The organism is Methylobacterium sp. PvP105 (genome assembly GCF_017876975.1).
Classification (GTDB): Bacteria; Pseudomonadota; Alphaproteobacteria; order Rhizobiales; family Beijerinckiaceae; genus Methylobacterium; species Methylobacterium radiotolerans.
The window spans coordinates 3,448,350-3,472,097 of sequence record NZ_JAGIPA010000001.1; the positions used below are offsets into that span (position 1 = coordinate 3,448,350).

At 73.8% G+C, this 23,748-nt stretch carries 23 protein-coding genes; 10 read left to right on the top strand and 13 right to left on the bottom strand.

The genetic code is table 11. The features are described from left to right. Positions 1-97: 97 nt before the first annotated feature. Both J3A75_RS16900 and J3A75_RS16905 read right to left on the bottom strand, forming a co-directional pair. Positions 98-463 (bottom strand): YybH family protein, encoded by a 366-nt coding sequence (locus tag J3A75_RS16900; protein ID WP_059409274.1) that lies wholly within the window; start codon positions 461-463, stop codon positions 98-100. A 78-nt stretch (positions 464-541) separates the two neighbouring features. Beyond that, on the bottom strand, positions 542-985 hold the full coding sequence (locus tag J3A75_RS16905) for an OsmC family protein (RefSeq protein ID WP_012319252.1): 444 nt from the start codon (positions 983-985) through the stop codon (positions 542-544). 167 nt (positions 986-1,152) lie between these two features. On the opposite strand from J3A75_RS16905, the gene J3A75_RS16910 reads away from it, so the two are divergent. Continuing rightward, the gene (locus tag J3A75_RS16910; RefSeq protein ID WP_012319253.1) at positions 1,153-2,028 is read left to right on the top strand and encodes an ATP-binding protein; all 876 of its coding nucleotides are present in this window, start codon (positions 1,153-1,155) and stop codon (positions 2,026-2,028) included. A gap of 7 nt (positions 2,029-2,035) precedes the next feature. On the opposite strand, the gene dut is transcribed toward J3A75_RS16910, so the two are convergent. Continuing rightward, positions 2,036-2,506 carry a dUTP diphosphatase gene (gene dut, locus J3A75_RS16915; protein ID WP_059409276.1) on the bottom strand — a complete coding sequence of 157 codons (471 nt, stop codon included), beginning with the start codon at positions 2,504-2,506 and terminating at the stop codon, positions 2,036-2,038. Then, positions 2,503-3,384: an HpcH/HpaI aldolase/citrate lyase family protein gene (locus J3A75_RS16920; protein ID WP_063110160.1), complete on the bottom strand. Its 882-nt coding sequence runs from the start codon at positions 3,382-3,384 to the stop codon at positions 2,503-2,505. Before J3A75_RS16920 ends, dut begins: the two co-directional genes overlap by 4 nt. Before the next feature lie 120 nt (positions 3,385-3,504). Between J3A75_RS16920 and J3A75_RS16925 the strand changes: the two genes are divergently transcribed. The 3 genes from J3A75_RS16925 to J3A75_RS16935 all read left to right on the top strand — a co-directional run bounded on the left by J3A75_RS16925 (position 3,505) and on the right by J3A75_RS16935 (position 5,586). Continuing rightward, a complete protein-coding gene (locus J3A75_RS16925) occupies positions 3,505-4,248 on the top strand; it encodes a DUF429 domain-containing protein (protein WP_063110159.1) in 744 nt (247 codons plus the stop codon). A 112-nt stretch (positions 4,249-4,360) separates the two neighbouring features. After that, on the top strand, positions 4,361-4,876 hold the full coding sequence (locus J3A75_RS16930) for an NUDIX hydrolase (protein WP_070999491.1): 516 nt from the start codon (positions 4,361-4,363) through the stop codon (positions 4,874-4,876). 44 nt (positions 4,877-4,920) lie between these two features. Next, positions 4,921-5,586, top strand: coding sequence for a carbonic anhydrase (locus J3A75_RS16935; RefSeq protein WP_024830057.1), 666 nt, complete (start codon positions 4,921-4,923; stop codon positions 5,584-5,586). A 244-nt stretch (positions 5,587-5,830) separates the two neighbouring features. On the opposite strand, the gene J3A75_RS16940 is transcribed toward J3A75_RS16935, so the two are convergent. Then, positions 5,831-6,532, bottom strand: coding sequence for a DUF4142 domain-containing protein (locus tag J3A75_RS16940; protein ID WP_024830056.1), 702 nt, complete (start codon positions 6,530-6,532; stop codon positions 5,831-5,833). A gap of 316 nt (positions 6,533-6,848) precedes the next feature. Here J3A75_RS16940 and J3A75_RS16945 point away from each other — a divergent pair, with 316 nt between their 5' ends. The 5 genes from J3A75_RS16945 to nudC all read left to right on the top strand — a co-directional run bounded on the left by J3A75_RS16945 (position 6,849) and on the right by nudC (position 11,072). Further along, the gene (locus J3A75_RS16945) at positions 6,849-7,997 is read left to right on the top strand and encodes an acyltransferase family protein (RefSeq protein ID WP_012319259.1); all 1,149 of its coding nucleotides are present in this window, start codon (positions 6,849-6,851) and stop codon (positions 7,995-7,997) included. A 27-nt stretch (positions 7,998-8,024) separates the two neighbouring features. Next, the gene (locus tag J3A75_RS16950; protein WP_012319260.1) at positions 8,025-8,888 is read left to right on the top strand and encodes a universal stress protein; all 864 of its coding nucleotides are present in this window, start codon (positions 8,025-8,027) and stop codon (positions 8,886-8,888) included. Positions 8,889-9,067: 179 nt separating this feature from the next. Continuing rightward, positions 9,068-9,661 (top strand): hypothetical protein, encoded by a 594-nt coding sequence (locus J3A75_RS16955; protein ID WP_244413239.1) that lies wholly within the window; start codon positions 9,068-9,070, stop codon positions 9,659-9,661. A gap of 81 nt (positions 9,662-9,742) precedes the next feature. After that, the gene (locus tag J3A75_RS16960; protein ID WP_043073720.1) at positions 9,743-10,162 is read left to right on the top strand and encodes an HIT domain-containing protein; all 420 of its coding nucleotides are present in this window, start codon (positions 9,743-9,745) and stop codon (positions 10,160-10,162) included. 7 nt (positions 10,163-10,169) lie between these two features. Then, on the top strand, positions 10,170-11,072 hold the full coding sequence (gene nudC / locus J3A75_RS16965) for an NAD(+) diphosphatase (RefSeq protein WP_024830053.1): 903 nt from the start codon (positions 10,170-10,172) through the stop codon (positions 11,070-11,072). A gap of 145 nt (positions 11,073-11,217) precedes the next feature. Here the strand turns inward: nudC and cysG are convergent, their stop codons facing one another. From cysG to J3A75_RS17005, 8 genes are all read right to left on the bottom strand, one after another. Then, on the bottom strand, positions 11,218-12,690 hold the full coding sequence (cysG, locus tag J3A75_RS16970) for a siroheme synthase CysG (RefSeq protein ID WP_083460937.1): 1,473 nt from the start codon (positions 12,688-12,690) through the stop codon (positions 11,218-11,220). A 203-nt stretch (positions 12,691-12,893) separates the two neighbouring features. Then, positions 12,894-15,590 (bottom strand): nitrate reductase, encoded by a 2,697-nt coding sequence (locus J3A75_RS16975; RefSeq protein WP_209650523.1) that lies wholly within the window; start codon positions 15,588-15,590, stop codon positions 12,894-12,896. Positions 15,591-15,678: 88 nt separating this feature from the next. Beyond that, on the bottom strand, positions 15,679-17,283 hold the full coding sequence (locus J3A75_RS16980) for a sulfite reductase subunit alpha (protein WP_043073722.1): 1,605 nt from the start codon (positions 17,281-17,283) through the stop codon (positions 15,679-15,681). Beyond that, entirely contained in the window at positions 17,280-19,097 is a 1,818-nt protein-coding gene (locus tag J3A75_RS16985) for a NirA family protein (protein ID WP_012319267.1), read from the bottom strand. The genes J3A75_RS16980 and J3A75_RS16985 overlap by 4 nt, the downstream gene beginning before the upstream one ends. A gap of 10 nt (positions 19,098-19,107) precedes the next feature. Continuing rightward, positions 19,108-20,376 carry an NAD(P)/FAD-dependent oxidoreductase gene (locus J3A75_RS16990; RefSeq protein ID WP_070999495.1) on the bottom strand — a complete coding sequence of 423 codons (1,269 nt, stop codon included), beginning with the start codon at positions 20,374-20,376 and terminating at the stop codon, positions 19,108-19,110. A gap of 559 nt (positions 20,377-20,935) precedes the next feature. Continuing rightward, positions 20,936-21,115: a hypothetical protein gene (locus J3A75_RS16995; protein ID WP_024830047.1), complete on the bottom strand. Its 180-nt coding sequence runs from the start codon at positions 21,113-21,115 to the stop codon at positions 20,936-20,938. A 127-nt stretch (positions 21,116-21,242) separates the two neighbouring features. Beyond that, positions 21,243-22,244, bottom strand: coding sequence for a CmpA/NrtA family ABC transporter substrate-binding protein (locus J3A75_RS17000; protein ID WP_012319269.1), 1,002 nt, complete (start codon positions 22,242-22,244; stop codon positions 21,243-21,245). Then, positions 22,241-22,828: an ANTAR domain-containing response regulator gene (locus J3A75_RS17005; RefSeq protein WP_012319270.1), complete on the bottom strand. Its 588-nt coding sequence runs from the start codon at positions 22,826-22,828 to the stop codon at positions 22,241-22,243. The genes J3A75_RS17000 and J3A75_RS17005 overlap by 4 nt, the downstream gene beginning before the upstream one ends. Before the next feature lie 222 nt (positions 22,829-23,050). Between J3A75_RS17005 and J3A75_RS17010 the strand changes: the two genes are divergently transcribed. Next, entirely contained in the window at positions 23,051-23,653 is a 603-nt protein-coding gene (locus J3A75_RS17010) for a hypothetical protein (protein WP_012319271.1), read from the top strand. Positions 23,654-23,748: the final 95 nt, after the last annotated feature.

Here is a 23,748-nt window from a genome sequence, read left to right on the forward strand (position 1 = left end):
GTCGGCTCGGGTCTTCTGCGCGGCGTCGAGCGCGCGGGCCCCGCTTTGCCGCATCGCGTCCAGTGGGACAAGCGCGCGGGAGCCTCCGCGCCGACCGTCAGCTCTTCGGCGGCGCGAGCTTGAGCTGGTCGATCGCCCAGAGCCACGTGCCGTCCGCCTGCTCGCGGGCCAACTCCACCGAGAACGCGCCGTTGGGCAGCCGCGCGAAGGTCATGGCCAGCGCGCCGTTGCGCAGCGGCGGCGGCGTCTCCGGCGCCGGGAAGTCGGATTTGCGTGCGAGCAGGTCGGCGTAGAAGGTCCGGATCTCGGCGTGGCCCGTGGCAACGACGCGGCCCGCCGCCAGCACCGCGTCGGGCTCGTAGAGGGCGACGAGGCCCTCGACGTCGCCGGCATTGGCGCGCCGGTTGAATAGGGCGGCGAGCGCCTCGGGGGCGCGGGCCGGCTCTCGCGTCTGGTCCGTCATGGCGTCTCCTCTTCCGGTCCTGGCGGCCGTTCGGTGCTGCGGCAATGCGCCGGGCGGCCGATCTTTCCCCGGCGCGCGTCATTTCAGGCGCGTGCCGTCGCGGTCGGCCACCGACACGGCGACCGGGATCCCGGCCTTCACGCTCTCCGAGACGGTGCAGAACCGCTCGAACTGCTCCAGGACCCGGTCGATCCGCGGCATGTCGGCGGCGGCGGCTCCGAGCTGGATGTGGACGCCGATCCCGGTGACGCGCAGCCGCCCCTCGGCGTTGCGCTCCACCCGGCAGGACGCTTCGGCCGCGACGCCCCGCGCGTCCTGGCGGAACTTGCCCAGGGCGAAGACGAGGCTCGCGCAGAGGCAGTTCGCGACCCCGGAGATCAGGAGCTGCTCGGGGAACGGCCCGGTCCCGCCGCCGATCGGCGGCGCCTCGTCGGTGCGGAGCGCCGGAAGGGCCGCGCTGAAATCGACGGTGAAGACGTAATCCGCGACCTGGGTGATCCGGATCGTCGGTTCCGCTGCCATCGATACTCCCCGGCGGACGTGTCGGCGCGACCTGCCGGGAGGATCAACGCCCGATCCCGGTTCGCGTTCGGGAGGACCGCGCCATGCGAGCGGATACGGATGATTTCCCCGGATCTTCCCCGTAGAACCGGCGGCCTGACAGACCCGCACGCGAACCCCCCGATCCGATGACGAGCCCCGTGACCCTCGACACCCTGATGCCGCTCCTGGAGCGCATCGCCACCGCGCTGGAGCGGGCCGCGCCCGCCGCCCCGCCGGCCTTCGACCCGAGCGCCGCCGACGCCTTCCTGTGGGGGCCCGAGCGCCGTCTGACCCCGGTGCCGCAGGTCGCCCGGGTGGAGATGGGCCTGCTCACCGGCATCGACCGGGCGCGCGACACGCTGGTGGAGAACACCGAGCGCTTCGCCCGCGGCCTGCCGGCCAACAACGCCCTGCTGTGGGGCGCCCGCGGCATGGGCAAGTCCTCGCTGGTCAAGGCGGCCCACGCCGAGATCAACGCCCGCCGGCCCGCCGGCAGCCTGCCGATGAAGCTCGTGGAGATCCACCGCGAGGACATCGAGGCGCTGCCGGACCTGATGGCCCTGCTGCGGCCCGACCCGCACCGCTGGCTCGTCTACTGCGACGACCTCTCCTTCGACGCCGACGACACCTCGTACAAGTCGCTCAAGACGGCGCTCGACGGCGGCATCGAGGGGCGTCCGGGGAACGTTCTGTTCTACGCCACCTCGAACCGCCGGCACCTGCTGGCCCGCGACATGGTGGAGAACGAGCGCTCGACCGCGATCAATCCCGGCGAGGCCGTGGAGGAGAAGGTCTCGCTCTCGGACCGGTTCGGCCTCTGGCTCGGCTTCCACAAGTGCAGCCAGGACGAGTACCTGGCGATGATCCGCGCCTATGCCGACCGCTACGGCCTCGCCGTGCCGCCGGAGCAGCTGCGCGCCGAGTCCCTCGAATGGGCCACGACCCGCGGCTCGCGCTCGGGCCGGACCGCCTTCCAGTTCATCCAGGACCTGGCCGGGCGGCTCGGCAAGACGCTGGACTGACGGGGGCCTAGCGCCCGCTCGAGCCGAAGCCGCCCGCGCCCCGCTCCGATCCGGAGCCGGGCGCGCCCTCCAGCACGGTCAGCGCCGGCCGGGTGACCCGCGTGAAGACGAGCTGCGCGATCCGATCCCCGGGCTCGATCCGGACGGGCTCCGACGCGTCGCGGTTCCAGGCGGAGACCATCAGCGGGCCCTCGTAATCCGCGTCGATCACGCCGGTGCCGTTGCCGAGCACGAGGCCCTCGCGGTGGCCGCGGCCGGAGCGGGGGAAGATCAGCCCGCACCAGGCGGGGTCGCGGATCAGGACGGTGAAGCCGGCGGGGATCAGGACCGGCTTGCCCTGAGGCGGCAGGACCACGGGCGCGTCGAGGCAGGCATGCAGGTCGAGGCCGGCGGCGGCCGACGAGCCCCAGCGCGGGAAGCCCCAGCCCGGCAGGCGCGGGTCGAGCAGACGCAGGCCGACCTCGGGCAGGTCGCTCACGCGGTGAGCCGCGCGATCGCCTCGGCCATGGCGAGCGTCCGCCGGGCCGCCTCGACGTGGAGCCGCTCGACCATCTTGCCGTCCACCGCGACGACCCCGCGCCCGCGGTTCTCCGGCGTGTCGAAGACGTCCATCAGCCGGCGCGCCTGCGCGATCTCCCCGGCATCCGGCCCGAAGGCCGCGTTGGCCGGGCCGATCTGGCTCGGGTGGATCAGCATCTTGCCGTCGAAGCCGAGGTCGCGGCCCTGGACGCACTCGGCCTCGAACCCGGCCGCGTCGGTGAGGTCGGTGAAGACGCCGTCGATCGCCTCGATCTCGTAGGCCCGGGCGGCGGCCAGGACGTTCATCAGCCAGGGCATCAGCGCGGCCCGCCCGGGTGGCCGGATCCGGGACGCCTTCAGGAGGTCGTTCGGGCCGATCACCAATGCGCCGAGCCGGCCGTCCACGTCCCGGGCCGCGCCCGCGATCTCGGCGACGTTCACCACCGCCATCGGCGTCTCGATCATCGCCCAGACCCGCGTCGCCAGCGGCGCGCCGAGGCGGCGCAGGCGGGAGCCGACGGCGATCAGCGCGTCGGAGGTGCGGACCTTCGGCACCAGGATCGCGTCCGGGGCGGCCGGCGCGAGCGCGACGAGGTCGGCCTCGCCGTCCTCGGTCTCGGGTGGGTTGATGCGGACCACGACCTCGCGGTGGCCGAAGCCCCGCGCGGCGACCGCGGCGGCGACCTGGGCGCGGGCCGCCGCCTTCGCGGCGGGGGCTGTGCCGTCCTCGAGGTCGATCAGGATCACGTCGGCGGGGAGAGACCGCGCCTTCTCCAGCGCCCGGGCGTTGGAGCCCGGCATCGCCAGCACGCTGCGACGGGGACGGATCTCGCTCATCACGCTTCTCCCGGGCCGGCGGCGCCCTCGGCGACGCGGATAGCTTTCCGCGCGCATCCCGGCAAGAACGCCGGCAAGAACGCCGGCCGCGCTGACGGCGACGGGGGACGGGGGACGGGCATGGCGCGCTGGATCGCTGGACTGGACGGCTGCCGCGGCGCCTGGGCGGGCGCGCTCCTCGACCTGGACGACCCCGACCGGCACCGCTGCGCCCTGTTCCCCGACGTCGCCGCGCTCCTCGACGCGCCGGAGCGGCCCGGCATCGTCGGGATCGACGTGCCGATCGGGCTGCCCGACCGGATCACCGGCGGTGGCCGCGCCGCCGACCGGGCCGCCCGGGCCCGGCTCGGGCCGGCGCGGGCGTCGGTGTTCCCGATGCCGCCGCGGAGCGCGGTCTACGCCCCCGACTACGCGGCCGCGAAGGCCGCCTCGCGGGCGGCGAGCGACCCGCCCTTCGCGCCGTCCATCCAGGGCTACAACATCTTCCCCTACGTCCGGGCGGTCGACACGCTCCTGCGCGAGCGTCCGGAGGCGCGCGCGCGGGTCCACGAGGTCCATCCCGAGGTCGCCTTCCACGCCCTCAACGGCGGCCGGCCGCTCGGCCTGCCCAAGAAGGGCAGGCGCGCCCGGGAGGGTCTCGACCTCCGGCGGGCGCTCCTCGCGGCGGCCGGCCTGCCGGGTGCGCTGATCGCGTCCCGGGCGAAGGGCGTCCCGGAGGACGACCATCTCGACGCCCTGGCCGCCCTGGTGGTGGCCCGCGACATGAGCCTCGGACGGGCCGAGCCGCTGCCGGATCCGCCCGAGCGCGACGCCTCCGGGCTCCCCGCGGTGATCTGGGCACCGGCGCCGCGCCCGCCTTCCTGAGCCGGCGCCCCGCACCGCCGCCCGGCGCGCCATCGGTCCCAACGTGCTGTTTTGCACGCGGGCGTGCGCGCGGCCGGTGTCCGTCCCCTGGGCGTGCTCTAGCTCTGGCTTTATGAGCGCCGCGAACCCCCTGCCCGTCCGCCACATCGCCCGCGCGATCGTCCTCGATCCGCGGGACCGGATCCTGCTCATCGCCTACACGTCGGTCCACGCGAGAGGGCCCGATGGGGCGCCGCTCCGGTTCTGGTTCATGCCCGGCGGCGGCCTGGAGCCCGGCGAGGATCACGTCCTCGCCTGTCGCCGGGAGCTCGAGGAGGAGATCGGCCGGGGCGACGCCGTGATCGGCCCGCAGGTCGCGGCCTGCGACGGCCCGTTCCACCTGTTCCGGCAGGCGCGGGACGCCCGCGAGCGCTACTTCCTCGTCCGCCTGCCCGACGACCGGGTCGACACGAGCCGCCTCGCCGAGACCGAGGACAACCCGCTGATCGGGACGCGCTGGTGGCCGATCGACGAGCTGCGCGCCAGCGGCGAGCACGTCGAGCCGGCCGGGCTCGCGGACCTCGCATCCGATCTCGCGCGCGGGACTATTCCGGCCCAGCCGCGCGTTCTTGCTTGGCGAGAACTTTGAGTTCACTCCCGCTGTCGCGGATTTGTCTAACTGGAGACGACTTTATGTTCCCCGTCTACCTGACCGAAGGCTACCGGTCCTTCCTCCTCGATCGCTTCCCGACCGAGCGCCGGCGCTTCGCGCAACTCGCCTCCACGCAGAATCCGGAGATCCTGGTCATCAGCTGCTGCGACAGCCGGGTCTCCCCGAGCGCGATCTTCAATGCCGGCCCGGGCGAGCTGTTCACGATCCGCAACGTCGCCAACCTCGTGCCGGTCTACCAGCCGGACGGCCAGTACCACGGCACCTCGGCGGCCCTGGAATTCGCCGTGCAGGCCCTCGAGGTGAAGCACATCGTCGTGCTCGGGCATGCCACCTGCGGCGGCATCAAGGCCTGGGCCAACAAGGCCAAGCCGCTCTCGCCCGGTGACTTCATCGGCAAGTGGGTCTCGCTCGTGGGTCAGGCCGAGGACAAGGCCGGCGATCCCGGCGCGCCCGACTACCTGACCAAGCTGGAACACGCCGTGGTCGTCCAGAGCATGGAGAACCTGCTGACCTTCCCGTTCGTGAAGGAGCGCGTCGACGACGGCCGCCTGGAGATCCACGGCGCGCATTTCGGCGTGGCCAGCGGCTCCCTGCTGGTGCGCGACCCGCAATCCGGCGTGTTCAAGGCGCCGATCGACACGACCGGCCAAGCCGTCCGCTCCGTCGCCGCCATCGCGTGCGAGTGAGCGCGTAGCGCGGGCGCTGAGATCCGGGACCGGTCGGCCGGTCCCGGATCCGACGTTGCTGGGACGCGCCGGCGCGGCGCGTCCGCGAAGGTCGTCCGCCGCGGTCGGCCCGCGATCATCCCGGCCCGAAGGGCCATCGACATTCCCGGCCCGAAGGGCCATCGACATGAGAAAGGCGGCAGGCTCGCGCCCGCCGCCTTCTCGTTCGGCCCGGCCGAGGCCGGGCCGCCGAAGTCCGTGACGCTTACATCGCGCCCGGGAGGCGCTCGGCCTGCTGCAGGTGCATCTGCAGGGCCGGCAGGGCCTGCTGGGCGTAGTTGCGCAGGGCCGGGTTCGGGCCGCCCTGGGCGTAGGCCTGGGTCATCGCGATGGTCATCTGATGGGCCTGGATCTGCTGGGAGGCGTACAGGCGGTCGAAGCGCGCGCCGGCCGGGGCGGCCGACAGCTGGGCCAGCATCGCCTGCTGCTCGGGGTTCGGCGGAACCATCGTCGAGGCGCCGGTGGCCATCACGTCGCCGCGGCCGATCTGGCCGCCCGCGGCGGCGCCGCGCGCCGCGCCGGCACCCGCGCCCTCGAGGCCGCCGACCGGACCGCCCGCCAGGGTGCCGCCGACCACGCCGGTCGCCGCGCCGACGCCTGCGCCCACGGCGCTGCCCGCCACCGCGATCGGGGCGGTGACGAGGCCGCCGAGGCCGGGATCGCCGGCGACGCCGTTCATCTGGCCGCCGGCCAGGGCGACGTTGGCGGCGCGGTGGTCACGGAGCACTTCCTGGGCGTAGGAGCGGATGCGCGGGTTGCGCGACTTTGACAGGGCGATCTGCGAGGACTGGATTTCGAAGGCGTTCGCCTGCATCGACTGCATGCGGAAGTCGTTGGCGCTCTGAGCCATGGCCGGGGTCGACAGCGCCAGGACGAGCGCGGACGCGGCAGCGTAGTTCTTCAGCATCGGGACCTCTGTTCGAAATGGGCACGCGAACCGCGGAAGGACGCCGCATGCGCAGCACGGACGCCTCGGCACGCGATGTCGCAGACGTTTCGGCGCCGGCGGGTTCGCGAATTGGTCCGTCAACGAGGTTATCGGCTTATGGTTCCTGCCGTTTTCGCCTCGGACGCCACGGTTCCCGGGCCGATCTGATCCCGCGTGGACGCCGCGGTTCCGGCGGATCCGGCGGCGTGCCGGTCACGCTCCTCCAGGAGGACGATCCCGGCCGCGGGCGGGTCGCGCCGGTTGCGGCTCGCGTCGCGGCGCGGGCGGGCGCCCCGTGACCCTCGTCGCCATCCAGGTCCTGCGCGCCGCCGCCGCCCTCATGGTGGCGTGGCACCACGCGCGGCACGAGGCGGGGCTCCTCGCCGACCGCGGCGCCGGCCCGGCGCTCGACCCCGCGACGCTGCTGCCGTGGTGGGGCGGGGTCGATCTGTTCTTCGTGATCTCCGGCTTCGTCATCGTTCATGCCGGCGGCCGGCTCGCGGGGCGGCCGGGCGGGCGCGCCCGTTTCCTCGCCCACCGGGTCGCCCGTGTGGTGCCCCTCTACTGGCTGGTGAGCCTGCTCTACCTCGTCCTGGCGCTCGCGCGGCCGGACCTTCTCGGCGAGGCCGCCGCGCTGGTGCGCGACCCGGTCGCCCTCGCGGCGAGCTTCCTGTTCTGGCCGGCGGCCCGCCCGGACGGCACCGTCCAGCCGCTCTACGGCCTCGGCTGGACCCTGAACTACGAGGCGGCCTTCTACGCACTCTTCGCCGCGGGCCTCGGTTTCGGCCGGCGCGGCGCCGTCGCGTGGCTGTGCGGGAGCTTGGCCGGCCTCGTGGTCGTCGGCGCCCTCGTGCCGGGCCTGCCGGTGCCGCTCCGATTCTGGTCGGATCCGATCGTGCTCGAGTTCGCCGCTGGCGCCGGTCTCGCCCTCGCCTGGGGCGCGGGGTTCCGGCCTTCCCTCCCCGCGCGGATCGGGCTCGCGGTGCTGGGTGGGCTCGGGCTGGCTCTGGCCGCGCGGGTGCTCGCGGGTCTCGGCGAGGCCGACGGGTTCCTGCGCCCGCTCCTCGTCGGCGGCCCGGCCGTCCTCCTGGTGGCCGCCGCCCTCGGGCCGACCCGCGACGCGCCTCAGGTCGCGCGGCTGCCCTCCCCCGTGCGCGGCCTCGTCAGGCTCGGGGACGCGTCCTACGCGCTCTACCTCGTCCACCCGTTCGCGCTGCGCCTCGTGCGCGAGGCGCTGCTCCGGCTCGGCCTCACCCCCGCCCTGCCCCCCTGGGGCAGCATGGCGCTGATGCTCGCCGTCAGCGCCGCGGCCGCGCTCGTGGTCCACCGCCTGGTCGAGCGGCCCCTGACCCGGGCCCTCCGGCGGCGGCTCGATCCCGGCGCGCCGCAAAACCGTGTGCGCGCCGAGCCGGGCCCGGTTCCACCGGGCGGCCGGGCGGATTAGCCTCGCGTGCCCGAGGAGGAGGCCAGCATGAAGACCCTGCTCGTACCCGTCGCGATGCACGACGCCCTGCCCTCCGTCTTCGAGACGACGCGGCTGGCGGCGACGCGCTTCGGCAGTCTGATCGAGGGCGTGTCCCTGCGCCCGGCCCTCGCCGAGTACGTGCCGGTCGACATGGTCGGCGGCATGACGTGGCTCCGCGACGAGGAGGCCGACCGGGCCGAGGCCGAGGAGGCGGGCGGCCGCTTCGTCGCCTTCATGGACGGCGCCGGTATCCCGCGGCACGCCCGCGACGGGCTCTGCATACCGGATCGCGTGCCGGATGCCGGCCCGCGCTATCGCTGGCGGCAGGACGTGCCCACCGGCGACGCGTTCCTGGGCCAGTACGCGCGGCTGTTCTCGGCCACGGTGGTCGGGCGCCCGGGCACGACCGACAACGCCCCGCGCATGACCACGTTCGAGACGGCCCTGTTCGAGAGCGGCCGGCCGATCCTGCTGGCGCCGCCCACGGCGCCGGCGAGCCTGGGCGAGGCGGTGGTCATCGCCTGGAACGGCTCGACCGAGACCGCCCGGGCGGTGGCCTTCGCGATGCCGTTCCTGCGGCGGGCCGAGCGGGTGCTGGTGCTCAGCGTCGAGGGCGGCATGGTGCCGGGCCCGACGGCGCAGGATCTCGCCCAGGCGCTGGCCTGCGAGGGCGTGGACGCCGCGCACCGGGCCCTTCCGGCCGGCCGGCGGGTCCCCGGCGAGACCTTCCTGGCGGAGGCGAAGGCCTTCGGCTGCGACCTGCTCATCAAGGGCGCCTATACCCAGAGCCGCCTGCGCCAGATGATCTTCGGCGGCGTCACCAGCCACGTCCTGGCCTACGCCGACATGCCGGTGCTGATGGCGCACTGAGCGAGCCGCGAGCCCGGCTGCCGGGACGCGGCGCGGTCCTGCGACCGGCGCCGGGAACCGGAGTCGGTCCCCGGCGTTCGGGTCCCGCACCCGGACGGCACGCCCCATGGCGCCTCCATGGCGTCCCCGATGGGCCCCCATGGCACGACCCCTCGGAAAGGAGCCCCGTGACGAGCCCCGTGAGACGCCTCTTCCTCGCCGGCCTTCTGGCGATCGCGGCCATCCCCACCGCCCGCGCGGAGCCGACGACCGTCCGGTTCCGCGGCACCGTGGTCCGGGCCGACTCGGAGCGCCTGGAGATCCGCCGCGCCAGCGGCAGCAGCCTGGCGGTGCAGATGGGCCCCCGGACCCGCATCTACGCGGTCAACGGCTCCAGCCTGCGGTCGATCAAGCCGGAGAGCTACGTCAGCATCCTCGGCGCGTCCGAGTCCGAGCCGCGGCAGGCGAGTGCCGTGACCCTGTACTCGCCCTCCGAGCGCGGGTTCGAGGCGGGCAGCCAGCCCTGGGACACCGGGCAGGGCGCGCGCCTCACCGCCGGGTGGGTCGCCGACCTGCAGCGGGGCGCGCCGACGCGTGTGACCGTCGCCTACAACGGCGGCCAATCGTCCTTCGCGATCCCCGACGGCACCCCGGTGACGCAGCTCTCCCCGGGCGAGAAGGCGATGCTCCAGCCGGGCGCAGCCGTGACGATCTTCGCGCGGTCCGGCGACGACGGTGGACTGGTGGCGGGCACGATCGCGGTGGGCCGCCAGGGCGTCGTGCCGGGTCTCTGACCCGGTCGGCCGGGACGCTGCGTCACCGACGGCGCAGCAAACCCGCGCGCCGACGCGGAAGCTGCGCTACATCGGTCGGCGATGACCGAGTCCGCCTTCACCCTCGATCCGCGCCTGTCGGCCGACACCGCCGAAGTGGGCGACCTTGCCCTGTGCCGCGTGCTGCTGATGGACGACGCCCGGTTCCCGTGGCTGATCCTGGTGCCGCGCCGCCCGAACCTCACCGAGATCACCGACCTCTCCGAAGCCGAGGCCGCGGCACTCTGGCAGGAGATCCGCCTCGCCACAGGGGTGATGCTGGCCCTGTCCAAGCCCGACAAGGTGAATATCGGCGCGCTCGGCAACGTGGTGTCGCAGCTTCACGTCCACGTCGTCGGCCGCTTCCGGTCGGATCCCGCCTGGCCCGGGCCGGTCTGGGGGTTCGAGACCCGCAAGCCCTACCCGCTTCACGCCCGCGCCCAGCTCCTCGAGCGCGCCGGCGCCCTCTTCTCCGCGGCCTGACCCTGGCATGACCGATCCCCGCGACACCCTCGGCTTCGTCCGCAACCGCCTCGACCGCCACTCGGCCGAGCAGCCCGAGGAGGCGGTGCCGCCCTTCGACACGCCCGAGGCCCGCCTCGTGCTGATCTGCGGCGACCGGATCGTGTTGCGGGGAGAGACGGCGCTGATCGCCGTCGCGGAGGCGGCGGGCCTCGCGGGCGGGACGCGCATCTTCCTCGGGCACCGGGACGGGCAGCCCGTCTTCGCCGCCGCCGCGCCCGCCGAGGCGGCCGAGCGCTTCGCCGAGGGACCGACCCGCACCCTCGACCTCCGGTCCATCGCCACCGACTCCGCCGTGGAGGCCGAGGAGCTCGGCCTGCTCGCCGTGGCCAAGTCGATGCTCGACTGGCACGCCCGCCACGGCTTCTGCGCCAATTGCGGCACCGCCACCGTGGCGCGGGCCGGCGGCTTCCGCCGCGAGTGCCCGAGCTGCAACGCCCACCACTTCCCCCGGGTCGACCCGGTGGTGATCATGCTGGTGCGCCGGGGCGACAGCTGCCTGCTCGGCCGCGGGCCGCATTTCCGGCCGCACATGTATTCCTGCCTCGCGGGCTTCCTCGAGCCCGGCGAGACGATCGAGGACGCGGTCCGCCGCGAGGTATTCGAGGAGACGCGGATCCGCGTCGGCGCAGTCACCTACCGGACGTCGCAGCCCTGGCCGTTCCCGTCCTCGCTGATGCTCGGCTGCGCCGCCGAGGGCCTCGACGAGGCCATCGTCACCGATCCGAGCGAGCTGGAGGATGCGCGCTGGTTCACCCGGGCCGACGTCGCGGCCATGCTGGCGGGGACGCATCCCGAGGGGATCCAGGCCCCGCCGCCCATGGCGATCGCCCACTACCTGATGCGCGCCTTCGTGGCCGGGGAGACCTGACCCGGGCCTGCCGGTGCTCCGGCTCGCGGCGTCGACGGCTTCAGCCCGAATGCGCCACAGCCGCTGACTTGAAGCACGCCCGGGGGCCAGAGGGCGTGGCGCATGGCGTCCGGCGGGCGGACGACGCCGCCCACGCCATCCGGCCTCAGACCGCGACGCGGCTCTGCTCGGCCTGGGCCGGGAGCGCGCCCCGCATCTCCGAGAAGGCCTCGCCCACCATCAGGAGCGCCGGACCATCGAGGCCGGCCGCCTCGACCCGGTCGGCGAGGTCCGCGGCCGTGCCGCGCAGCGCCTGCTGGTTCGGGCGGGTGGCGTTGAACACCAGCAGCGCCGGCGTCGCGGGCGCCAGGCCCTCCGCCACGGCGCGTGCGAGCAGCGCCCGCAGGGTCCGCTTCGGCATGTAGACCACCGTGGTGACGCTCGGATCGGCGAGCGCGCCCCAGTTCAGATCGTCCGGCAGAGCGCCGCGGCGGTCGTGGCCGGTGACGAATTGCAGGCGGCGCGCGGCGTCGCGATGGGTCAGCGACAGGCCCAGGGACGCCGCCGCACCCTGCGCGGCCGAGACGCCCGGAACCACGGTCACCGGGATGCCGGCGGCCCGGCAGGCCTCGATCTCCTCGCCCGCCCGGCCGAAGACCAGCGGGTCGCCGGATTTCAGCCGCACCACCTGCTTGCCGGAGCGGGCGAGCTGCACCATCAGCGCGTTGATGTCGTCCTGGCGGCAGGACGGGCCGTGGCCGGTCTTGCCGACCAGCATGGTGCGGGCCTCGCGGCGGGCGTAGTCGAGGATCTCGGGGGCGACGAGGTCGTCGTAGAGGATGACGTCGGCGCTGCGCAGCGCCCGCAGCGCCTTGAGCGTGAGGAGCTCCGCGTCGCCGGGGCCGGCCCCGACCAGCGTCACGGCGCCGCCCTTCGGGGCGGTCTCGGTCTCGCCGAGCAGCTCGGCGAGATCCCGCTCCGACGGCGCCCGGTCGGGCTCCGCGAAGGCCCGGTCGGTGAAGCGCTCCCAGAAGAGGCGCCGGTCGGCGAAGCCGTGGAAGCGGGCGGTGACGCCGTCGCGCCAATCGCGGGCGGCCGCGACCCAGCGGGCGAACCCGCGGGGCAGCATCGCCTCGATCCGGGCACGCACGGTCTGGCCGAAGACCGGGGCGGCGCCCTCGGTCGAGATGCCGACCACGAGCGGCGAGCGGTTGACGATGGCGCCGAACTTCACGTCGCAGAGGTGCGGCCGGTCCACCGCGTTGACGATGGCGCCGGCCCCGCGGGCGGCCGCCACGAAGGCGACGCACTCGGTTTCGTCCTCCATCGCGCCGATGCAGAAGGCCGCGCCCCAGAGGTCGTCCGGGCTCCAGGCGCGTTCGTGCAGCTCCACCCGCCCGTCGACGATCTCGCCCGGCACGGCGCGCAGCTCCTCGCCGGGCTCGGGCGCGTAGACGTCGACGTGGGCGCCGGCCGCGGCGAGGACCTTGACCTTCCAGGGGGCGCCGCCCGACGCGCCGGCGAGGACGACCCGCTTGCCGCGGAGGGGCACGAAGACGGGCAGCACCGCCAGCGGCTCCAGGCCGGCGGCCTTCGTCTCGCGGGGGGCGCGGGCTGCGCGCAGGGGGGTCTCGGTCACGGGCCTGTCCTGGATCGTCGCGAACCGGCCACTCCCGTCCGCCCCCTCGCCCCGAGGAGCCGCGCAGCAGCCTCGAAGGAAGGCTCCAGGGATCGCGCGGCCGGCTGGAGGGCTCCTTCGAGGCCCGCGGACGCGGTCACCTCGGGATGAGGGGATCGGATGGGATCACCCGGTCCGTCCTTGCCGGTGAGTGTATCAGATAATCACGCGGCGCGGGCGGTCTGCCCGGCCAGCATCTTGCGGATCTCCGGTATGCAGGAGCCGCAGTTCGTGCCGGCCTTGCAGGCTGCGCCCACCGCCTCCACGGATGCGGCGCCCCCGGCAATGGTCGCGGCGATGACGTCGGCGCCGACGCCGTGGCAGGCGCAGACCACGGGGCCCGCCGAGGCGGTCGCCGCGCGGCCCGAGAGCAGCGCCCGTCGTTCGGCGGCGCCGGGCGCCTCGGCGGCGAACAGGGCCTTGGCGGCTTCCCAGTCCGGCCGTTCCCCGGCGGGCGCGTAGGCGAGGCAGGCGACGAGGCGGTCGCCGTCGTAGACCGCGCAGCGGTAGCGGTCGCGGGCGTGGTCGGCATATTCCGCCAGTTCGCAGCCCGACAGCGCCTCGCTCTGGATCAGCCCGCGGACCGTCAGCGCCACCGCCCGGGAGCTGTCGGCGGTGGCGAATTGCGCGCCCCAGCCGCCGGTGATCGCGGCGCGCGCCCACCACCAGCCCTCGGGCATCGCCACCTGCCGGCGCGTCAGCAGGAAACCGCGGGCGCGGTAGCCGACGGAGGCGATGGCCGCCGGGGTCGCCTTGAGTTCGGGCTGACCGGAGACCGGGTCGGTCATGCCGCGCACCAGCGCGCCGACCCGGGCCCGCGACGCGAAGGCGCCGCCCCAGTGCATCGGCATGAACAGGCTGCCCGGCACCACCGTGTCGGTGACCGTCACTTCCAGCTCGGCCGCGCCGTGCGCGGTCGTCAGCCGGGCGATGTCGCCCTCCACCAGGCCGTGGGTCGCCGCGTCGTCCGGGTGGACCTCGACGAACGGGACGGCCCGGTGCGCCGAGAGGCGCTGGCTCTTCCCGGTGCGCGTCATCGTGTGCCAGTGGTCGCGGACCCGGCCGGTGTTGAGCATGAGCGGGAATGCCGTCGAGGCCGCGAGCGCGAGGGCCGGCGGCTGCACCGCGACGAAGCGGGCGCGCCGGTCGAAGGTGTAGAACCGGCCGTCGCCGAACAGACGAGCCTTGCCCTGGGTGGCACCCCGGAGGCCGGAGCGTTTCGGGATCGGCCACTGAACCGGCGGGGCCGCGTCGTAGGCGGCGTCGCTGATGTCGGTGAGCGCGCCGAGGTCGAAGTCGCGGGTGCCGTTGTTCTCGTAGGCCGAGAGCCCGGCATGCTCGCGGAAGATCGCCGCGGCGGAATCGAACGCGAAGGCCCGGCCGTGGCCGAGGCGGCGGCCGACCTCGGCCAGCGCCGCCCAGTCCGGCCGCGCCGCGCCCGGGCTCGTGAGGAAGCGGCGCTGGCGCGAGATCCGGCGCTCGGAATTGGTGACGGTGCCGTCCTTCTCGCCCCAGGCCTGGGCAGGCAGCAGCACTGTGGTCTTGCCGCGACCCAGGGCGGTGTCGGAATCCGCCACTGCCTCGGACACCACGTAGAGGTCGAGGCCGGCGAGCGACGCGCGGATCGCGTCGGCGCGCGGCATCGAGACCAGCGGGTTGGTGCCCATGACCCAGAGGGCCTTGATCTTGCCCCGGGCAATCGCATCGAAGAGCGCCACCGCCTTCATCCCCTCGCCGGTGATGATCCGCGGGGCGCCCCAGTAGCGGCGCACCCGGTCCACCTCCTCGGGGGTGAAGTGCATGTGGGCGGCCAGCATGTTGGCCAAGCCCCCGACCTCGCGCCCGCCCATGGCGTTCGGCTGGCCGGTCAGGGAGAAGGGCCCCATCCCGGTCTCGCCGATGCGGCCGGTGATGAGGTGGCAGTTGATGATGCTGTTGCCCTTGTCGGTCCCCTGAGCCGACTGGTTCACCCCCTGCGAGAAGGCCGTGACGACCCGGCGCGTGCCGGCGAACAGGGCGTAGAAGGTCGCGATGTCGGCCTCCGCCACCCCGGTGACGGCGGCGACCGCCGCGAGATCCGGCGCGATCTGGCGGGCGCGGTCGAGGGCGCCGTCGAGGCCGGCCGTGTGGGCATCGACGAAGGCGCGGTCGCGGAAGCCGTTGTCGGACAGGTAGACCAGCAGGCCCGCGAACAGGGCGGTGTCGGAGCCGGGCCGGATGCCGAGGAACAGGTCGGATTCCTGCGCGGTCTGGGTGCGGCGGGGATCGATGACCACGAACTTGGTGCCGCGGCGCTCCTTGGCGTCGGCCATGCGGCGGAACAGGATCGGGTGGCACCACGCGGTGTTGGAGCCGACCAGCACGATCAGGTCGGCCTCGTCGAGATCCTCGTAGCAGCCCGGCACCGTGTCGGAGCCGAAGGCCCGGCGGTGGGCCGCGACCGCGCTCGACATGCAGAGCCGCGAGTTGGTGTCCACGTGCGGCGTGCCGATGAAGCCCTTCGCGAGCTTGTTGGCGACGTAGTAATCCTCGGTGAGGAGCTGCCCCGACAGGTAGAAGGCGATCGCGTCCGGCCCGTGCTCCGCGGCGACCGCGCCGAGCTTCTTCGCGACGGTGTCGAGAGCGGCGTCCCAGGGGACCTGGGCGCCGTCGACCTGCGGGTGGAGCAGGCGGTTCTCCAGCGAGAGGGTCTCGCCGAGCGCCGAGCCCTTCGAGCACAGGCGGCCGAAATTGGCCGGGTGCTCGGCGTCGCCCGCGATCGTGGCGCCGCCCTGGCCGTCCGGGGTCGCGAGCACGCCGCACCCGACCCCGCAATAGGGGCAGGTGGTCCGCACCGTCGGCGCCGCCACTGGCTGGGTCATGGCTGGATCCTCGAAGGGTCGTCCTGGGCGGGAGCAAGCGCCGCGCCGCATCGCCCTCCCCCGGCACAGGGGGGAGGGTTACCGGTGCTCAGTAGACGTCAGCCTGATACCGCCCGGCCTTCTTGAGCGCCGCGAGGTAGGCCACCGCGTCCTCGGGGCTCTTGCCGCCGAACTGCGCCGCCACGTCGATGATCGCCCGCTCGACGTCCTTGGCCATGCGCTTGGCGTCGCCGCAGACGTAGAAATGCGCGCCGCCCTCGAGCCACTTCCACAGCTCGGCGCCGTTCTCGCGCATCCGGTCCTGGACGTAGGTCTTCTCCGTGCCGTCGCGCGACCACGCCAGGGACAGGCGGGTGAGCACCTTGTCGTCCTTCAGGCTGTTCAGCTCGTCCTTGTAGAAGAAGTCGCTGGCCTGCCGCTGGTGGCCGTAGAACAGCCAGTTGCGGCCCGGCGCCCGCGTGGCGGCGCGCTCGCGCAGGAAGGCCCGGAACGGCGCGATGCCGGTGCCGGGGCCGCACATGATCACGTCCTTCGCCAGGTCGGCCGGCAGGCCGAAGCCGTGCGCCTTCTGCAGATAGACCTTCACCTTGGTCTGCTCGGGCAGGCGCTCGCCTAGGTGGGTCGAGGCGACGCCGAGCCGCAGCCGCGAGCGGTGATTGTAGCGCACCGCGTCCACCGTCAGCGACACCCGGCCGACATCCATCTTCGGCGAGGACGAGATCGAGTAGAGCCGCGGCTGGAGCTCGTCCAGGGCCTCGAGGAAGACCTCGGCGTCGGGCCGCGCGCCCGGGAACTTGTGGAGCGCGCCGAGCACGTCGAGATAGGCGGCGTCGCCGTCCGGATCCTCGCCGGAGGCGAGCGCCTGCGCCTTCTTGCGCGCCGCTCCGGAGGTGAGCAGCGACAGGAGCTGGTAGAGGTTGTCGGGCGCCGCGCCGAGCGCGTAGTTCATCAGCAGGTGCTCGCGCAGGGTCTTCTCGCCGATCACCCGCTCGGGCCGGGCGCCGAGCTCCGCGATCACGGCGTCCACCAGCGCCGGGGCGTTGGCGGGGAACAGGCCGAGGGAGTCGCCGACCTCGTACTGGATCGGCGTGCCGTCCAGGCCGATCTCGATGTGCCACGTCTCCTTCTCGCCGCCCGGATCGTTGAGGCGGCGGCGGGACAGGAACAGCGCCTCGACCGGGTTCTCGCGGCAGTAGCCGAGCGGGCCCAGATCGGCCGCCGCCTTCGGGGCGTCGTCGTCCGCCTTCGGGGCAGCCGGGGCGCCTCCGGCGGCGCCGAACTCCTCGTCGAGCTTCTTGAGCATGCGCAGGGTCTCTTTGCCGCCGGGCTGGCAAAGGTTCAGGCGCGCCTCGTTCTTCAGGAAGATCGCGTTGGCGTAGTCGGCGCAGTTGTAGCCGCACTGGCCGCAATCCTGCTGGGCCATGGCGGCCATCAGCTTCTGCGGCTCGGGCCGATCCTTGGCCATCTCCATCCGCTCGCCGATCGGCACGGAGGGGTCGTGCCAGGGGGCGTCGTCGTTGTCGGCGAGCTTCGGGCCGCTCGCGGGAGCATCGCCCGGCGCCAGCGCCGTGGCACCCGCGGCGGAGGGGCCGAGCAGGGCCGCGAAGTAGCCCGAGAGCCAGGCGCGCTGGTCCTCGTTGAAGGGCGCGGTCTCGGGGATCAGGACGAGGGGGGGCGAGACGTGCTGGGTCATGCGGCGGCCTTCAGGGCGGGCTGGTCCTCGGCGGCGTCGCGGAGCGCCTCCGCGCCGGTGCGGCTGGTGAAGGCCTGGAAGCTCTCCTCGGGGCCCTGGCGGAGGGCGAGGTAGGCGCGCAGCAGCGCCTCGACGCGGGCGGGCGCGTCCTCGGCCTTCACGGCCTTCCAGATCTCGGTGCCGATCTTCGGGTTCTCGGCGAAGCCGCCGCCGACCACGACGTCGTAGCCCTCGACGGTGTCGCCCTCCTCCGAGACCACGACCTTGGCGCCGATCAGCCCGATATCGCCGATGTAGTGCTGGGCGCAGCTGTGATGGCAGCCGGTGAGGTGGACGTTCACCGGCACGTCGAGGTTCGGCACGGCCTTCTCGACGTGGTCGGCGATGATCAGGGCGTGGCCCTTGGTGTCGGAGGCCGCGAACTTGCAGCCCCGCGCGCCCGTGCAGGCCACGAGGCCGGAGCGGATGCCCGCGGCCTTGGTGGTGAGGCCGAGCGCTTCCACGCGGGCTTCCACCTCGGCGACCTTCGCGTCCGGAACCCCGGAGACGATGAAGTTCTGCCAGACGGTGAGGCGGATCTGGCCGTCGCCGCACTCCGCCGCGACCTTCGCCAGCGCCCGGACCTGATCGCTGGTCATCTTGCCGACCGGCAGGACGACGCCGATCCAGTTGAGGCCGGGCTGCTTCTGGGCGTGGACGCCGACATGGGCGAAGCGGTCGGTGGGTTTGCGCGGGGCCACGTGCTCCGGCGCGACCCGGTCGAGCTTGCGGCCGAGCTTGTCCTCGACGGCGGCGAGGTACTTGTCGAAGCCCCAGGCGTCGAGGACGTACTTCATCCGGCTCTTGTTGCGGTTCGTCCGGTCGCCGTTCTCGATGAAGACGCGGATGATCGCGTCGGCGACGGCGTTGCAATCCTCCGGCTTCAGGACGATGCCGGTGTCGCGGGCGAGGTCCCGGTGGCCCGAGATGCCGCCGAGCACGAGGCGCATGTAGATGCCGGGCGGCACGGCGGCCCCGTCCAGCACCTCCACGGCCTGGAAGCCGATGTCGTTCGTCTCCTCCAGGGTCGGCATGACGCCGCTGCCGTCGAAGGCGACGTTGAACTTGCGCGGCAGGCCGTAGAGGGAGCGGTCGTTCAGGATCCAGTTGTGCCAGGACTTGGCGAGCGGGCGCGTGTCCAGAAGCTCCTGGGCGTCGATGCCGGCGGTCGAGGAGCCGGTGACGTTGCGGATGTTGTCGGCGCCCGCGCCCCGGGCCGTGAGGCCGATATCGGTGAGCCCGTCGAGGAAGGGCTGGGCGTGCTCGGGATCGATCTCCCGCACCTGCAGGTTCGCCCGGGTGGTCACGTGGACGTAGCCGCCGCCGTGCTGGTCGGCGAGGTCGGCGACGCCCGCGAATTGCCAGTGGTGCAGGATCCCGTTCGGGATCCGCAGCCGGCACATGTACGAGACCTGGTTCGGCGCGACCCAGAACATCCCGTGGTAGCGCCAGCGGAAATTGTCCTCGGGCTTCGGCTGCTTGCCGGCGGCGGCCTCCCGGATGAGGCGGTTGTGGCCGTCGAACGGGTTCTCGGCGCGCTTCCACTTCTCCTGATCGCAGAGCTTGCCGCCGTCCCGGACGGTCCGGTCCTGCGCCTTGATGTGGATCGCGTCCGGGCCCGTGGGCTCGGCGGGCGGCGCGGCCGCCCCGGCCCCGCCCGGGGCGAGGCCGCCGGTCAGGCGGACGGCGGCGATGCCGGAGGCGAAGCCCTCGAGGTAGCGCTTCTGCTCGGCCTCGAACGCGCCCGCGGCGCTCTGGGTGGTGGTCTCGGACATCCGCGCCTCCTCAAGCAGCGAGCGGCTCGGGCGCGGGGCGCCCGAACATCAAGTCGTCCACGTTCTCGATCGGGGCGCCGGAGCGGATCAGGCCCTTGCAGGCGCCCTGCTCGGCGATGTCGCCGACGAACACCGCGCCGATCAGTCGGCCGTCGCGCACCAGCAGCTTGCGGTAGAGGCCGGCACCGGGATCGGAGAGCACGATCGCCTCGGCATCGTCGGGCGTGTCCACGATCCCGGCCGAGAAGACCGGCAGGCCCGACACCTTCAGGCTCGTGGACAGGGCCGTGCCCCGGTACTCGGCCGCCTCGCCGGCGAGGTGGCGGGCGAGCGTGTCGGCGTGCTCGTAGGCGGGCTCGACCAGGCCGTAGATCTGGCCGCGGTGCTCGGCGCACTCGCCGAGCGCGAAGATGCGCGGGTCCGAGGTCGTCATCCGGTCGTCGACCGTGATCCCCCGGCCGATCGCCAGCCCCGCGGCCTGGGCCAGCGCCACCGAGGGGCGCACGCCCACCGACATCACCACGAGGTCGGCCGGGAGCGCGGTGCCGTCCGCCAGGACCAGGCGCTCGACCCGGGACGCGCCCTCGACGCGGGCGGTGTCGGCCTCGAGGATGACCCGCACGCCGCGCGCCTCCATGGCGCGCTTCACCAGCCCGGCGGCGTGGTGATCGAGCTGGCGCTCCATCAGCCGGTCCATGACGTGGAGCAGCGTGGTCTCGACCCCGAGGCGCGCGAGCCCGACCGCCGCCTCGAGGCCCAGGAGGCCGCCGCCGATGACGACGGCCCGGGCGTGCCGGACGGCCGCCGCGCGGATCGCCGCCACGTCGGCGAGGTCGCGGAAGGTGATGACGCCCGGAAGGTCCATGCCGGGCTTGGGCAGGCGGATCGGCAGGGAGCCGACCGCGAGGACCAGCCTGTCGAAGGGCACGACGTGGGTCTCGCCCACGATGACGAGCCCGTTCTCCCGATCGATCTGCGTCACGGGCGCGCCGGTGATCAGGCGGATGCCGTGATCCGCGTACCAGTCGAGGCCCCGGAAGGCGCAGGCCGCCTCGTCGACCTCGCCGCCGAGCAGCGAGGAGAGCAGGACCCGGTTGTAGGCGGCCGTGGGCTCGGCCCCGATGCAGGTGATGTCGTAGCGGCCGGGCGCGGCCTCGGTCAGCCGCTCCAGGAAGCGCAGCGAGGCCATGCCGTTGCCGACGACGACCAGCCTCTCGCGCGGCGGGCCGTTCCCGGCGCGCGCGTCGTGTCCGCGTGTGTCCTTAGGGGATGTCGCCATCGCTCGATCGCGTCTGGAACCTCGATTGCAGGGTCGTTGGCGGACCGCCCACGAAAAAGCCGCTGCCGGTCTTCTCCCGGCAGGCTTCAGCCTCAGGGAGAACCGGATCAGCGGCCTCGCTGACGGCGCTGTCCGTCGCCGTTGACGGACGCGGGGGGTCTAGCAGGTTCCGTGCCAGACGGCGGCCGGCCCGCGAGGGGCGCGCGGATTGTCAGGACCGGCGGCGCGCTCGGTGCTCGGCGGCGGGTCGGAGCGGCGGCTGCGGCACTGCACAAAAACTGTGCGACCCGTCGCGAAAGCGATCAGGCGCGGACCGGACTGCCGGTCGGGACTGTGGACGGTCGCGCGCGTGCGGGACGCGCGAGGTCGAAGGGGTCACGCGCACGGTCGATCGTGCCGTCGGCGCGCGGGGTGTGGCCGGCAGCGCCGCGCGCGTGGATGCTCTGTGCGGATCTGGTCAGGTCGCACGACCATGCCGCCGCGCGAAGCTCCCATGTTCGCGAGACGGAGCCACAGCTTCGCAATACAGGTGATCTGCGGGTGCCTGGCCGGCGATCCGTTACAGGAGCGTCGACAGCATCGCCAGAAGGCCGAGCGTCGGCATCGCGCCGGCGGCCAGGACCCAGTACCACGCGTGGTGCGCGCCGGCCCGACGGTTGTCGTTGCAGGCGCGGGGCACTCGGCCGCCCCGGGTCACGTAGCGTCGAAGCTCGACCCGCCCGCGCGGATGCGAGATCAACGATCCAGTTTCGAGTTTGCGGCATCCAGGCATGGCGGAAGCACAACGGGCGAGCCTGCCCGACGTTCCGCCACTGTTCGCACCGATACCGCGGGTCGGTGACGAACTGCGGGAAGTGTCGCCGCCCTCAGGAATCCGCGACCGCCGCCCTGTAGAGATCCGGCCTGTAGACCGTCGCGATCGCCGCCGCGATGTCGAGATCCGCGGGGAGCTGCCGCGCCGCGCGCATCTGCTCCAGCAGCCACCGGGCCTGCGCGGCGCGCGGCTCCTCGACCGCCGCGCCGAAGCGGATGCGCGGGCCCGGCTCGGCGGACGCGTCCGGATCGCCGGCGAAGGCCCGCCCGACCAGGGCGGGATCGAGGTCGAGGTAGGTCCGGCGGGCGAGGCGATGGATCAGTTCGGCCCGGTTCTCCGGATCGGCGCACCAGCGTCCGGCCCGGGCGACCGCCCGCACCAGCGGCAGGATCGCGCCGTCGAGCCGCGCGGAGACGGCCAGCACCTTCTCGGTCGCGTTCGGCGCCAGGGCGCTGCCGTGGACCGCGATCCGCCCGTGGCCGGCCGCGGCCGCCACGTCGTTCCAGGGCGCGCCGGCGCAGAACCCGTCCACCAGGCCGCGCGCCAGCGCCTCCACGCAATGCTGCGGCGGGACCACGACCGTGCGGAAAGCCGCCGCGTCGAGGCCGCCGGCCTCGGCGAACAGCCGCAATTGGTAGCTGTGGCACGAGAAGGGATGCACCGTGCCGAGCGTCAGGGGGCTGCCGGCGCGGAGCCGCGCCTGCGCCACGCCCGCGAAGGCGCGGGCGACGTCCGCCAGGGCCTCGCCGTCCGGGTCCATCGCCGCCCAGAGGGTGCGGGACAGCGTGACGGCGTTGCCGTCGGTGCTGAGCTGGAGCGGCACGATCAGGTCGGAGGGCGGCCCCGACAGGGCGAGCCGGCTCGCCAGCGCCAGCGGCGCCAGCATGTGCGCGCCGTCGAGATGGCCCAGCGCCAGCCGGTCGCGCAGCGTCGCCCAGGAGGGCTCGGCGGTGAGGTCGAGGTCGAGCCCCTCGGCCCGGGTGAAGCCCAGTTCGTGGGCCGCGATCAGCGGGGCCGCATCGCAGAGCGGAACGTAGCCGAGCTGGAGCCTCATCCGAGCAGGTCCGCGGTGGTGACGATCGCCCGGGCGATGTCGGCGATCTTGCGCTTCTCGTTCATGGCCTTGCGGCGCAGCTGCTTGTACGCCTCGTCCTCGGACAGGCCCTTCATGGTCATCAAGATGCCCTTCGCCCGCTCGATCAGCTTGCGATCGGCGAGTTCGCTCCGCGCCTCCGTCAGTTCGCGCTGGAGGCGCGCGAAGGCGTTGAAGCGCAGGATCGCGATGTCGAGGATCGACTTGATCCGTTCCGCCCGCAGGCCGTCCACAACGTAGGCGGAGATCCCGGCATCGACGGCGGCCTGCATCATGGTCGAGTCCGAGCGGTCGACGAACATCGCCACCGGCCGCTCGACCTGCCGGGAGACGCCCGACATCTGCTCCAGGATGTCCCGGCTCGGGCTCTCCAGATGGATCACCACCACGTCGGGCTTGAGGGCGGCGACGCGCTCCATGAGGTCGGCGGTGTCGGGAATCACGACCACGCGCCCGATCCCGGCGGCGCGCAGGCCCTCTTCCAGGATCGCCGCGCGGGCGCGGCTCGGGTCGATCACGGCGACGGTGAGATTGGTCTCAGTCATCTTGGCCCGGTACGGGGCGGGTCTTCTTCTGGAGGCCGGCCCGGCGCGGGCCACCGGACGCTAAGCAAGGCCCGTGCCCGCGACGCGCCCGTCGGCGGACGTTTCCGCGGTATCCCGTCCCGCGGCACCAGTAACCGCCGCGCAAAGAAATGGTCCAGCTTCCGCCGCAATGCTAACCGCACTCTGCAGACCTCGCGGCGGTCATGGAGATCGGTGATTCGGATGCGCAGGCCAGACCAGCCCGCCCTGACGGACGCCGCCCACGGCCGCGTGTCCATGCCCTTCCTGCCGACGCTGGCCGTCGTGGCGGTCCTGGGCGTGGCCTCGCTGTACTGCCCGAGCTCGAAACCGGTACAGCCCGGCGCCCGGGCCGAGGCGGGCGTGTCCGCCGCTCCCGGACCCACGGATTTCGCGCCGATGGCCGCCATCGCGGCGCCGGGCCGCCCGCCCGCCGTGATCGCGTTCGCCGAGCAGTACCCGCTCGACGCCGTGATCGCGCGGACGGGGTCCCTGCCCGCCCGTCCGGCCGTGGCCGCCCGCGCGACCTCCCACGTCGCGGCCGCGGGCCGGCGCGCCTGCCCGGGCCGGCGCTGCCCCGAGGCGCCGCGCAGCAACCCCGATCCCATGGCGCCCGCGCGCGCGGCGGCCGCCGATGAGGCCGAGGACACCCTGCTCCCGTCGCAGGCCCTGCCCTTCGCGGCCTCGGTGGTGGAGACCCTGGTTCCGGCCGCTCGGGCCGTCGGTGACGCGGCGACTCTCGTGCGCAGCGGCGCGAAGGCGGTCCAGGGCACGGTGGCCCTGGCCGTGGCCGACTGCCTGCGCTGACCGCACCCGGCGGCGGGCGTCCGAACCTCTGGATCTCGTGACCGGACGTCCTAGGTGCGTCGCAGCGGACGGCCCGGACTGCCGGCCGCGGACCG